A 14,136-nucleotide genomic window follows, 5' to 3' on the forward strand; every position below is an offset into this window, starting at 1 on the left:
TAACTTATCCGCTGATTTAGCAAGGTTTTAAGATTTCCGTTAGGAAGTTGGATTTAAATTGGTGACTTAAGACTGTAGGGATTGGGTCATCAAATCTTTTAAAAATAGATTCCATCGTTAATAATTGCGCAAAAAACTTAATTTCCTAACAGGAAACATGGTGATTTGTGACTTTATCAGTGCATAGCGGTATTAGTGCACTGAAGTATTGATAGATGGGTAGGCATTAACGCTTTGAATGTTTAAGGACTTTTAATGGCATACTCGTATACTGAAAAAAAACGCATTCGTAAAAGTTTTGCAAAGTTGCCCACCGTCATGGACGTGCCATACTTATTGGCTATCCAAGTTGACTCGTATGAGCAATTTTTGCAAGAAAATAAAAAGCCAAAAGGTCGGGAAAACATTGGTTTACAAGCTGCTTTTAATTCTATTTTCCCTATTGAAAGCCATACTGGCAATGCCGAGCTACAATTTGTTGAATACTATCTAGGTACACCAGAGTTTGATGTGCGTGAATGTATTTCACGTGGTTCAACCTATGCAGCGCCATTACGTGTCAAAATCCGTTTGGTCATCAAAGATAAAGATGTTAAAGACAAAGATGCTAAAGCGGCAATTAAAGATATCCGTGAACAAAGCGTCTATATGGGCGAAATCCCATTGATGACCGAAAACGGTACTTTTGTGATTAATGGTACTGAGCGTGTCATCGTATCGCAATTACACCGTTCACCAGGCGTATTCTTTGACCATGACAAAGGCAAATCACATTCAAGTGGTAAAGTGCTGTATAACGCCCGTATTATTCCTTACCGTGGTTCATGGTTAGACTTTGAATTTGATGCCAAAGACTTGGTATTTGCTCGTATTGACCGCCGCCGTAAATTATTGGCAACGGTGATTTTGCATGCCATTGGGATGAATACACAGCAAATTTTAGATGCGTTTTATGAAAAAACCCATGTGTATAAGGGTGATGAGCAGTTTGAAATCGATCTTGTCACTGACCGTTTACGCGGTGAAATGGCGCAGTTTGAAATCGTTTCACCGGATGGCGAAGTGATTGTCGAACAGGGCAAACGTATCAACGCGCGCGCGATTCGTAAAATCGAACAAGCCGGTATGACAAAATTGCCTGTGCCTGATGAATACTTGTATGAACGTATTTTGGCACAAGATATCGTTGTGGATGATGAAGTCATTGCACGCGCTAACCAATTGCTCGATCACGAGACTTTGGTCAAAATCAGCAATAACGGTATTAAAGAATTTGATATTTTATTCACTAACGATATCGATCATGGTTCATACATCGCCGATACACTGCGCGCGGATACCGCGATGAGCCGTGAAGAAGCGTTGATTGAAATCTACAAAGTGATGCGTCCAGGTGAGCCACCAACACTCGATACGGCTGAAAAACTGTTTGAATCGATGTTTTTTAACGCAGACCGCTATGACTTATCAAATGTGGGTCGCATGAAGTTCAACCGTCGTTTGGGCCGTGCTTATGAGCCAACCAATGACCCTGATGTGCAGCGTGAACGCAGTGTGTTGACCAACGAAGATATTATTGACGTATTAAAAATGTTGATTGAAATTCGTGATGGTCGTGGGGTAGTGGACGATATTGACCATTTAGGTAACCGCCGTGTGCGTTCAGTCGGTGAGATGACAGAAAATCAATTTCGCGTGGGTCTAGTCCGTGTTGAGCGTGCTGTTAAAGAGCGTTTAAGCTCAGCTGAAACAGATAACTTATCGCCACAAGATTTGATCAACTCAAAACCTGTGGCAGCCGCCATTAAAGAGTTCTTTGGTTCATCACAATTGTCACAGTTTATGGACCAAAACAACCCGTTGTCAGAAATCACCCATAAGCGTCGTGTTTCTGCATTAGGCCCAGGTGGTTTAACACGTGAACGTGCAGGCTTTGAAGTCCGTGACGTACACCAAACCCATTATGGTCGTGTGTGTCCGATTGAAACCCCTGAGGGTCCAAACATCGGTCTGATCAACTCACTAGCCGTCTATGCTAAAACCAATGAATTTGGTTTCTTAGAAACCCCGTATCGTAAAGTAGTCGACGGTAAAGTGACGGATGAAATCGAGTACTTATCAGCGATTGAAGAAGTGGGCACTGTAATTGCACAAGCGGATTCGCCGATTGATGAAAACGGTCAGTTGACAGAAGATTATGTCTCTGTGCGTAACTATGGTGAGTTTGTGCGTATGGCACCAGAGAAAGTGACCCATATGGACGTATCACCGCGTCAGGTTGTATCTGTGGCAGCCAGCTTGATTCCATTCTTGGAACATGATGATGCCAACCGTGCCTTGATGGGTTCAAACATGCAGCGCCAAGCGGTACCCACTTTACGGTCGGATAAACCACTGGTTGGTACAGGTATGGAACGTCACGTTGCCCGTGACTCAGGTGTGTGTGTGACTGCCAAACGTGGCGGCGTCATTATGGACGTGGATGCGAGCCGTGTCGTTGTAAAAGTGAATGAAGATGAAATGCAAGCGGGCGAAGCGGGTATTGATATCTACAACTTAATCAAATACACCCGTTCAAACCAAAACACCTGTATTAACCAACGCATTATCGTCAACCAAGGTGATGTCATTGCGCGCGGGGATATCTTGGCAGATGGTCCATCAACCGATTTGGGTGAGTTGGCATTGGGTCAAAACATGCGTGTGGCGTTTATGCCTTGGAACGGTTATAACTTCGAAGACTCGATTTTGTTATCGGAGCGTGTGGTTAAAGAAGATCGTTTTACCACCATTCATATCCAAGAATTGACCTGTGTGGCGCGTGATACCAAATTGGGTACAGAAGAAATCACTGGCGATATTCCAAACGTGGGTGAAGCAGCCCTAGCTAATCTAGATGAAGCAGGTATCGTCTATATTGGTGCGGAAGTACAAGGTGGCGATATCTTGGTGGGTAAAGTGACACCAAAAGGTGAAACGCAGCTTACTCCTGAAGAAAAACTACTTCGTGCAATTTTTGGTGAAAAAGCCGCGGACGTGAAAGATACGTCGTTGCGAGTGCCTTCTTCTACCAAAGGTACGGTGATTGACGTCCAAGTCTTTACCCGTGATGGCGTAGAAAAAGACAGCCGTGCGCAAGCTATCGAAAAAGCACAGCTTGATAGCTATCGTAAAGACTTAAAAGAAGAATTGCGTATCTTTGAAAACGCCGCACGCGGTCGCATTATTTCATTGCTTGACGGTCAAACTGTCAGTGGTGGCGCGGGCTTAAAATCAGGTACAGTGTTGAGTGAAGACTCAATGCAAGATATGTCGCTTGAAACATTGCTTGATATTCAGCCAACCCAAGAAGATACCGCAGAGCGTTTATCACAAATTGGTGACTTTTTAACCGATAAACAAAAAGAAATCGATGAAAAATTCACTGAGAAAAAACGCAAATTAACGGCAGGTGATGACTTAACGCATGGCGTGCAAAAAATCGTCAAAGTGTACTTGGCAGTAAAACGTCGTATTCAACCCGGTGACAAAATGGCGGGTCGTCATGGTAACAAGGGGGTGGTATCACGTATCATGCCGATTGAAGACATGCCATACGATGAAAACGGTAATCCAGTGGATGTGGTACTAAACCCACTAGGCGTACCATCGCGGATGAACGTCGGTCAGATTTTAGAAACGCACTTAGGCGGTGCAGCACGTGGTTTGGGTATCAAAATTGACGAGATGATCAAACAACAAGCGGCAGTTGCTGAGTTGCGTGATTTCTTAGACAAAATTTATAACCAAATTGGCGGCGAGCAAGTGGACTTAGGCAGCCTTAGTGATGAGGAAATCATTGCGATGTCAAAAAATCTACGTGCAGGCGTACCAATGGGTACTGCAGTATTTGATGGCGCTAAAGAACAGCAAATCAAAGGCTTGCTAGAATTGGCAGGTATGCCAACCTCAGGTCAGCAAGTATTGTTTGATGGCCGCACCGGTCAACAGTTTGATCGTCCGGTGACCGTGGGTTATATGTACATGCTCAAACTCAACCACTTGGTTGACGACAAAATGCACGCACGTTCAACGGGTTCTTACTCACTGGTTACCCAGCAGCCATTGGGTGGTAAAGCCCAGTTTGGTGGTCAGCGCTTCGGTGAGATGGAAGTTTGGGCGCTTGAAGCTTACGGTGCTGCTTATACATTGCAAGAGATGTTGACGGTGAAATCTGATGACGTTGAAGGTCGTACCCGCATGTACAAAAACATCGTTGATGGCGAACAGAACATGTCAGCTGGTATGCCAGAATCGTTCAACGTATTGACCAAAGAAATTAAGTCATTGGGTATCAATATTGAGTTAAAAGATCATAGCAAAAGTAAAAACTAAGTCATGATTGTGAGTATGGCGGCTTTAATAACGTCGCCATACTCAAACTCAATAGTTTACCTTTTTAATGACAAACGAATAAAAATTAACCTTAAATTGAAAGTCAATCTGTATCGGCTTTCAATTTAATCGATGGAGAAGCAGTTTGAAAGACTTATTAGACATCATGAAAAGCCCTGCCGACTCTGGTAACCAAGAGTTCGACAGCATTCAAATTTCTCTTGCCTCACCTGACACCATCAAATCTTGGTCGCATGGGGAAGTTAAAAAGCCTGAAACCATCAACTATCGTACTTTCAAACCAGAACGTGATGGTCTTTTTTGTGCCAAAATTTTTGGACCTGTTAAAGACTACGAATGCTTGTGTGGTAAATATAAACGCCGTAAATTCCAAGGCGTGATCTGTGAAAAATGTGGCGTTGAAGTGACCGCCGCTAAAGTACGCCGCGATCGTATGGGTCACATTGAGCTAGCAAGCCCAGTCGCGCATATTTGGTTCTTAAAATCATTACCAAGCCGTATTGGTCTACTACTTGATATGACTTTGCGTGATATCGAGCGCGTACTGTATTTTGAAAGCTATGTAGTGACTGACCCAGGTTTAACTACCCTTGAAAAATATCAGTTGCTCGATGATGAAGATTACTTCAAAGCACTTGAAGAGTTTGGTGATGAATTCACCGCAAAAATGGGTGCTGAAGCGGTTCAAGACTTGCTGCGCGATATTGACGTAGATTTGGAAATCGACCAGTTACGTGAAGAAATTCCTAACACGGGTTCAGAAACCAAACTTAAAAAAATGTCAAAACGCCTAAAATTGCTTGAGTCATTCCGTGATTCAAACAATAAGCCTGAATGGATGGTAATGACGGTGTTACCTGTATTGCCACCTGATTTGCGTCCATTGGTACCGCTTGAAGGGGGTCGTTTTGCCACTTCAGACTTAAATGACTTATATCGCCGCGTCATTAACCGTAACAACCGTTTAAAACGCTTGTTAGAGCTCAATGCGCCTGACATCATCGTGCGTAACGAAAAACGTATGTTACAAGAGTCAGTGGATGCGCTGCTTGACAATGGTCGCCGCGGTCGTGCGATTACCGGTAGCAACAAACGTCCGTTGAAATCTTTAGCTGACATGATTAAAGGTAAACAAGGTCGCTTCCGTCAAAACTTACTGGGTAAACGTGTTGACTATTCAGGTCGTTCGGTCATTACCGTGGGTCCATACCTGCGTCTACACCAATGTGGCTTGCCTAAAAAAATGGCACTTGAACTGTTCAAACCATTTACTTATGCCAAGCTTTTGCAAAATGGCATCGCGACCACTATCAAAGCCGCTAAGAAAATGGTTGAACGTGAAGAACCGGCAGTGTGGGATATGCTTGCCAGCGTGATTCGTGAACACCCAGTGCTACTAAACCGTGCACCGACCCTCCATCGTTTGGGTTTACAAGCATTTGAGCCTGTACTGATTGAAGGTAAAGCGATTCAGCTACATCCCCTGGTTTGTAGCGCGTTCAACGCCGACTTTGATGGTGACCAAATGGCGGTACACGTACCGTTAACTTTGGAGGCCCAGCTTGAAGCCCGTGCCTTGATGATGTCAACCAACAACATCTTGTCACCTGCCAATGGTGAGCCAATCATCACGCCATCACAAGACGTGGTATTGGGGTTATATTACATCAGCCGTTCGCATATTAATGCCAAAGGCGAAAACATGACTTTCTCAAACGTGAAAGAAGTGTATCGCGCGCTAGGTACCGGTGATTTAAGCGTCAATGCCAAAATTAAAGTACGCATTGAAGAAACCACGTATGACGAAGAAGGCAATGCCAATACCGTTACCAAAATGGTTGATACCGTTGCAGGTCGCTGTTTAATTTGGAATATCACCCCAAAAGGCATGAGCTTTGACGAAGTCAACAAAGAAATGACCAAGAAAAACATCGCTCGCCTTATCAATTCTTGCTACCGCAAAATGGGCGTGAAAGACAGCGTCATGTTTGCTGACCAATTGATGTATTTGGGTTTTGCCCAAGCGACGTTGTCAGGTGTATCCATTGGTATGGAAGATATGGTGATTCCACCTACCAAAAACAAAATCATCGAAGCGGCTGATGCAGAAGTTCGTGAGATTGAAAGCCAGTTTGAACAAGGCTTTGTGACCGCGGGTGAACGCTATAACAAAGTCATTGATATTTGGTCACGTACCAATGACCAAATCGCCAAAGCGATGATGGATAACTTGTCACAAGATACCGTTGTCAATAGCCAAGGTGAAACGGAAAAAGAAAAATCGTTTAACTCGATTTATATCATGTCGGATTCAGGGGCGCGTGGTAGTGCCGCACAGATCCGTCAGTTGGCAGGTATGCGTGGTCTGATGGCAAAACCAGATGGCTCGATTATTGAAACCCCAATTAAAGCCAACTTCCGTGAAGGCTTAAGCGTTTTACAGTACTTTATCTCGACGCACGGTGCCCGTAAAGGTCTAGCAGATACGGCACTCAAAACCGCAAACTCAGGTTACTTAACCCGTCGCTTGGTTGACGTTGCGCAAGATTTGGTTATCACCCAGCCTGATTGTGGTACTGATAAAGGTATCTTGATGAAGCCACACATCGAGGGTGGTGAAATCATTGAGCAATTGGCTGACCGTGTGCTGGGCCGAGTCACTGCTAAAGATGTGGTGTCAAATAAAACAGGCGAACTAGCCATTCCATTAGGTACCTTACTCGATGAGCATTGGGTAAAAGTCCTTGATGAACATGGTATTGACGAAGTTTGGGTGCGTTCAGTGATTACTTGTGAAGTGCCACATGGTGTCTGTTCACAATGTTATGGTCGCGACTTAGCACGTGGTCACCGCGTCAATATTGGTGAGTCTGTGGGTGTCATGGCAGCGCAATCAATCGGTGAGCCAGGTACCCAGCTTACCATGCGTACCTTCCACGTGGGGGGTGCTGCGAGTGCCGCCGCTGTGGAAAACAGCATTCAGGTTAATAAAGGCGGTACTGTTCGCTTCCAAAACTTGAAATCTGTTAGCCATGCCGATGGTCATTTGGTGGTAGTTTCTCGCTCTGCAGAAATTAGTATTACCGATGAATTAGGCCGTGAGCGTGAGCGCTATAAAGCACCGTATGGTTCGTCAATTCTAGTAGCTGATGGCACTGAAGTTACCCCAGGTCAAACCATTGGTAAATGGGATCCGCATACCCATCCAATCATTACCGAGGTATCAGGTACCGCACGCTTTAGCGAAATCACCGATGGCTTAACGGCCACCATGAAAATCGATGAAGCAACAGGTATGAGCTCATACGAAATCTTGGCGACCAAAGACCGCCCAAGTTCGGGTAAAGATTTACGTCCTGCGATTATCCTTGATACCAAAGAGGGTAAAGAAGTGGTGTATTTCCTACCACAGCAAACCATTATTCGTGTGCGTGAAGGCGATGAGGTAACAACAGGTTCGATTTTAGGTCGTGTACCACAAGAATCATCAGGTACCAAAGATATTACCGGTGGTCTACCACGTGTCGCTGACTTATTTGAAGCGCGTCGTCCAAAAGACCATGCGATTATGGCGGAAATGAGTGGTACAGTGAGTTTTGGTAAAGATACCAAAGGTAAAAATCGCTTTATCATCACCAATGATGATGGCGAAGTGCATGAAGAGTTGATTCCAAAATGGCGTCAAATCAACGTGTTTGAGGGTGAACGTGTTGAACGTGGTGAGGTGATTGCCGATGGTCCACAAAACCCACACGATATCTTACGCTTAAAAGGTGAAACTGAGCTTGCCAACTACATCGTCAATGAAGTACAAGACGTTTACCGCTTACAAGGGGTAAAAATCAACGACAAGCATATTGAAGTGATTATTCGTCAGATGCTACGTAAAGTTGAAATTACCGATGGCGGCGACTCAAGTCACTTTAAAGGCGACCAAGCTGAGTACGCTGATATCGTAGCCACGAACAAAAAACTCGACGAAGAAAACAAATTCCCAGTCAAGTTTGACCGTTTATTGCTCGGTATCACCAAAGCGTCATTGGCAACTGAAAGCTTTATTTCAGCGGCGTCATTCCAAGAGACAACGCGTGTATTGACGGCGGCAGCGGTTACTGGCAAGATTGATGACTTACGTGGTCTAAAAGAAAACGTGGTAGTAGGTCGTTTGGTACCAGCAGGTACTGGTTTAGCTTACCATTCACAGCGTCTAGAGGGTGGTAAAACAACCGCGACAGAAGCTGGTGAAAACCAGTTAGAAGCGTTAGACAGCTTGTTTGCCGAAACCATGGAACCTGCGTCAATGTCATTTGAAGACCAATTTGCCGAAGAGTTTAATAGCCAAGATGCAAAATAATCGTTAATCAGTCATAAAAAGGTCAGTGCTTGCAACTGGCCTTTTTTTTCATCAAAATATCCGTATCAAATGTGTAAGGAAAAAATATGGCAGGTCGTGTTGCACGTTATCAAGCAGATAGAACCAATCAAAAAATGTATTTTTGTCGAATTTATTGTCAGCAAGCTGAACAGACGCCAAAAGGGCAATTACAAGAGGCGCATATAGAGAGCGCGCTCATGCATTTGTACGGCGGGTATTTGGCATTTTTACAAGAAGTAGCGCGCTATTATAATTTAACTATGCCAAATCCGAGTCTGCAATCAATTAGTGATGCCTTGGAAGCTAAAACCCAAGTATCACCTGAAGTCATGCGGTTAAAGCAACTATTAGCTAATGATTATTTAGGTGATATCGAGAAAGCATGGCAGCAAATTATCTATAAACCTGTGCCACAAAACCTTGGAAATGAGAGTGATGAAAGCAATAAAAATGCCAAATTGCCGGTAATTGATGTTATGGCAAGTCCATCAAGTACTAATATTTCAGTCGATATGATTCGCCAATGGCGTGGTGATTTGGTGGATACCATTGATAGTTTGCGAGAAGGGATGATTGAGTTTTAATCGTTTAATCAATTTTGGTATTTATCACCTTGTTACTTATCCCATTAATACTTATCAAAGACCATAAAAAGCTCGATAATTAATCGAGCTTTTTTATTAAGGTTTATTAACTAAGGTTTATTAACGGCTCATTCATTCAGTGGTTTATTGTTATTTAACTGAGCATAATTGATATTGTTACCCGTCGTTGGCATCGGCACGGATGCTTGTTCCTCAGGGCGTTTTTGGGTAACCGCTTGCGGGGGTTTACTGTCATCACTGGCGATTTCATTGCCCTTGCTATCGACGCGTCTAGTCCCATTGTCAGTAAGCTCAATGGTTTCCTGCTCTTGTTTTTTGGATTTGGCGCGATTATTCACTGACACCCATTCCACAGGCTGACCTTTGAGCATTTTAGAGGTGAAATCCAACCAAATGGGTAGCGCCGCCACGCCACCAAATTCTTTTTTACCCATACCGATAGGTTGGTCAAAACCGACCCAAACTGTCGTCACCATTCTAGGGTGGATACCAGCAAACCACGCATCTTTGGCATCATTGGTAGTACCTGTCTTGCCACCTACATCTGAGCGACCTAACGCCCGCGCCTTAATCGCGGTACCGCGCTGGATGACATCACGTAAGATATTCGCCATTTGGAATGCCACGTTAGAAGAAATAATACGCGGCGCTTGCTGCGCTGGAATATACTGAATAGGCATAGGTTTTAGCTTATCAGTGTCGGGACCTGCATCATATAACTGCGCTTCAAGGGACGCTTGGCGTGCTAGCATTTGCTGAGTGCTGGCTTCTAATGCCGCTTCTTCTTTGCTGAGCTTTTTCTTATCTTGTTTGTCTAAACTGTCTGGTTCTTTGGTTTTAGCCAGTGGGTTTGCGTTGAATAAATCCGATTTTTCAGTCGCTTTATCGCCCGCTTCAGCGTCGCCACTCTGACCACTTAACAAGGCAGCTCGTTGTTTTTGGAAGGCAGTTAAGTTGTCTTCATTGGTTTGCTGTAAATCATTGTTAAAGCATACCGCACAGGCTTGTTTTGGGTTAGCTTGGTATTGCAGCTTACCGTTGTAGTCAAAAATCTGCTGAATAAAATAAGGTTGAATACGGTGACCGCCGTTGGCAAAGGTCGCATAGCCCGTCGCCATCTGTAATGGGGTTGCTTCACCCGAACCGAGTGCCAATGATAACGTGTTTGGCATGCGTTCTTTTTCCAACCCAAACTCATTAAGTAGCTCACGCGTATCAGAGATACCTGCTGAACGTAGTACCCGAATCGATACTAGGTTACGTGATAGGTATAAACCTTTACGCAGTGGAATCATCCCCAAATTGCGACCGTCTGAGTTTTTGGGTTTCCATGAGCCGATGGTCAATGGATCATCAGATATCAGGGTATCTGGGCTAAAGCCTTTTTCTAGGGCAGCGGTGTAGATTAATGGCTTGATGGTTGAGCCTGGTTGGCGATAGCCTTGAATGGCGCGGTTAAATTTACTTTTATTAAAATCAAAGCCACCAACGACCGCAAGTAACGCGCCAGTTTCTGGATTGACCGATACTAGGCTGCCTTCAACGGCTGGAATTTGCACCAAGCTCCAGCTGCTGTTGTCAGCATTTGATGTGACATACACAATATCATGCAGATTGACGATGTTGTTGGAGATAAATGCTGAGTTGGGATTGCGATAGTGCAGGGTCGCCCAGCGCATGTTTGACCAAGGCACTTTAATCTGAGTACCGTCTTTCATGACCGCATCAAAGCCATTGCCAGGATAGACTTTGGTGACTTCAACCGGATAAAAAGAATGGATAACTGGAAAGTTGGCAAGCTTGCCAGGTTTTTCTTTATCTTTTGTATTAGCAGGAGCGCCACGCCAACCGTGGCGGCGATCATACGCAAATAAACCGCGTTTAATGGCGTTTTCTGCAATTTCTTGTGCTTCACTATTAATGGTAAGCTTTACGCGCCAGCCCGAATTGATGACAGCTTCGCCATATTTCTCTACCAATGAGGCACGGGTCATTTCCGCCAAATACGGTAAGTTTTTATCAAGTTTTGCTTGGTATAGGCGCAGTCCAATGGGTGCGGCAACCGCTTCGTCGTGTTGCGCTTGGCTAATTGCGCCATTTTTAAGCATCTGACCCAAAATCCAGTTACGCCGCTCTAACGCGCGCTCAGGGTTGGCAACAGGATTGTATTTGGATGGCGCTTTTGGCAGACCGGCAATCATTGCCATTTCAGCAATGGTTAGGTTATTTAATGATTTACTATAATATTGCTTAGCGGCGGCTTTAATCCCATACGCACCTTGACCCAAATAGATTTTATTCACATATAAGGTCATGATGTCTTGTTTGGACAGCTTTTCTTCAATTTTACGGGCTAAAAATAACTCCGTTAATTTACGATTAAGGGTACGCTCGGAGGATAAAAAATAATTTTTGGCAACCTGCTGGGTAATCGTTGACCCACCTGTCTGGCTATCCTCGCTCACCGCTTCGGTCAGTGCGCGCCCAATGCCCTTAATACTGATACCGCTGTGCTGAAAAAATGACGAATCTTCGGCTGCTAAAAAAGCATTCACCATATTTTTGGGAATTTGCTCATAAGTCACTGGCAGAGACATATCATTACCGTATTGGCCAATTAATTGGTTGTCCTCGGTATAGATTTGTAGTGGCATTGACAGCTTGGCTTTTTTAAGATCATCTAAGCTTGGCAGGCTAGGTGAGATATACATCGCCATACCATAAAAACCGATGGGGAAAGCTAATACCAAAATAAAAAGAAACGCTAAAATTGCAACCAAGAGATTGAGTAAAAATTTCATCCAAGTAAAGGTCGCAGCAGTCGACTGGGTCATAAAGTCATTAGCTCAAAGCAAAATAAAGCCCCATTATACCTAAAAAAATTTGAGTTCTGTGAAAAATCTATTTTGCTTTTATATTGTTTTTAAACAACCTAATAAATTAGTCCTAACTAAAGGTTGAATCTCTAAAGTTTCTAAAGTATTGTAGCGTAGTAAAAATCACGTTACCGAACTTAGTATACAAGGAACAAACTTGTGAGGTTATTTACAAAAAACAACAAGCTGGTCGTTGGGGTAGATATCACCACCACTGCGATAAAAATGGTTGAAATAACACGGCAGCAAGGTCTATTTCATTTAAGAAATTATGGCATTGAACCGTTACCCCGCGGTGCAGTTGTGGATAAAAATATTGTAGATATTGACGCGGTTAGTGACGCCCTCGCAAGATTATCCCGTGGTAGAGGCTTTTCTAGTAAACATATCGCGACAGCCGTATCTGGGTCTTCGGTTATTAGCAAAATTATTGAGATGGAAGCGGATCTCACAGAGCTTGAAAGAGAATCTCGTATCCGTCTGGATGCTGACCAATATATTCCCTATCCTTTATCAGAAGTCAATTTAGATTTTGAAGTGATAGGTCCTTCAGCCACGCCTGATATGTGTAAGGTATTGTTGGTTGCCTCTCGCACTGAAAATGTCGACCAACGTGTCGATGCGGGTGCTTTAGCGGGACTGGATACTAAAATTGTGGATGTAGAGGCTTACGCAGTTGAACGCGCCTTTCAATTGATGGTCGATAGCTTGCCAGGTCAACCTCAGCATGTAGCCCTCATTGATATCGGGCATAGCCAAACCACGCTTTATATTGCAAAGGACGGGGAGTTTGTATACAGCCGTGAACAGCTTTTTGGTGGCGCCCAGTTAACTGAAAGTATTCAAAGTCGTTATGGTTTGACGTTCGAGGAGGCGATGATTAATAAGCGCACCCTGTCATTGCCAGATGATTACTATACGGATGTATTAATGCCATTTTTAGATGCCATTGTGCAGCAAATCACCCGCTCGCTGCAGTTTTATTTTTCATCCAGCCAAAATAGCCAAGTAGATTATATTTTGTTGGGTGGGGGTAGTGCCAGCATTGCGGGTCTAGCAAGCATGGTTGAACAAAAACTTGGTACCCGCACAGGCATTGCCAATGCATTTTCAAATATGACGATTAATAACCATATCAACACTGAATTACTGATTATGGACGCGCCAAGCTTAATAGCGGCTTGTGGCTTGGCGTTACGGAGTTTTGATTAATGGCAAAGATTAATTTACTTCCGTGGCGTCAAGAACTTCGTGAACGTAGAAACCGTGAGTTTATGACTTTAGTGGTTGCGGTATTGTTTTTATCGCTACTCGGTGCCTTTGCAGCATGGAGTTACTATAAAAATACCCTAGAAAACCAGCAGCTTGCTAATGAACGTATCAAACAAGAAAACGCTAATTTAGACAAGGCATTAAAAGAAATCGAAATCCTCGAGCAGCAGCGTGATGATATCATCGCGCGTATGAAAGTGATTCAAGACTTGCAAGGTCGTCGCCCGGTGCCTGTTCGTATTTGGGACGATATTGCCAGAATTATCCCAGCACAAATGTATTTGACCAGCATGAAGCGAGAAGCTGATACCATCACCTTTACCGGTCAAGCCGACAATCCAAATGTGATTTCAACATTTATACGCAGTCTTGATGGGACGCAGTGGTTAGAAAAATCGGCTGTGGTCAGTATACAGCAGCCCAATGCAGTGGCTTATCAAGCCCCCACACCCGCACCTGCTGCCGGTAACATCAGCGCTAGCAGTACCAGCGCAACATTACCAGAAGCCAATTACGTGACTTTTGTGGTAACAACCATGGTTAAGCAAACCGACGTCGCCAGTGCCACCGCTGCCAGTGGCGTTGCGGCAAGTGCGAGTAAGGAGAAATAACG

Annotated in this window: 6 protein-coding genes; 5 read left to right on the forward strand and 1 reads right to left on the reverse strand. The window is 44.1% G+C overall.

Annotation, left to right across the window (positions count from 1 at the left end; all coding sequences use genetic code 11):
- Nucleotides 1-255: 255 nt before the first annotated feature.
- The 3 genes from rpoB (at nt 256) to LAJ61_RS08055 (ending at nt 9,354) form a co-directional block, all read left to right on the forward strand.
- Complete coding sequence (gene rpoB, locus LAJ61_RS08045) at nt 256-4,374, forward strand: DNA-directed RNA polymerase subunit beta (RefSeq protein WP_224053498.1); 4,119 nt, start codon at nt 256-258, stop codon at nt 4,372-4,374.
- Nucleotides 4,375-4,519: 145 nt separating this feature from the next.
- Entirely contained in the window at nt 4,520-8,749 is a 4,230-nt protein-coding gene (gene rpoC / locus LAJ61_RS08050; RefSeq protein WP_224053499.1) for a DNA-directed RNA polymerase subunit beta', read from the forward strand.
- A gap of 86 nt (nt 8,750-8,835) precedes the next feature.
- On the forward strand, nt 8,836-9,354 hold the full coding sequence (locus tag LAJ61_RS08055) for a DUF6586 family protein (RefSeq protein WP_007116392.1): 519 nt from the start codon (nt 8,836-8,838) through the stop codon (nt 9,352-9,354).
- Between the two features lie 128 nt (nt 9,355-9,482).
- Here LAJ61_RS08055 and LAJ61_RS08060 read toward each other — a convergent pair whose 3' ends face one another.
- Complete coding sequence (locus LAJ61_RS08060; RefSeq protein ID WP_224053500.1) at nt 9,483-12,209, reverse strand: penicillin-binding protein 1A; 2,727 nt, start codon at nt 12,207-12,209, stop codon at nt 9,483-9,485.
- Nucleotides 12,210-12,410: 201 nt separating this feature from the next.
- On the opposite strand from LAJ61_RS08060, the gene LAJ61_RS08065 reads away from it, so the two are divergent.
- Together LAJ61_RS08065 and LAJ61_RS08070 are read left to right on the forward strand one after the other, a co-directional pair.
- Entirely contained in the window at nt 12,411-13,463 is a 1,053-nt protein-coding gene (locus tag LAJ61_RS08065; RefSeq protein WP_224053501.1) for a pilus assembly protein PilM, read from the forward strand.
- The gene (locus LAJ61_RS08070; protein WP_224053502.1) at nt 13,463-14,134 is read left to right on the forward strand and encodes a PilN domain-containing protein; all 672 of its coding nucleotides are present in this window, start codon (nt 13,463-13,465) and stop codon (nt 14,132-14,134) included. The genes LAJ61_RS08065 and LAJ61_RS08070 overlap by 1 nt, the downstream gene beginning before the upstream one ends.
- The last annotated feature ends 2 nt before the right edge of the window (nt 14,135-14,136 follow it).

Source organism: Faucicola osloensis, from assembly GCF_020041925.1.
GTDB classification, from domain to species: Bacteria; Pseudomonadota; Gammaproteobacteria; order Pseudomonadales; family Moraxellaceae; genus Faucicola; species Faucicola osloensis_D.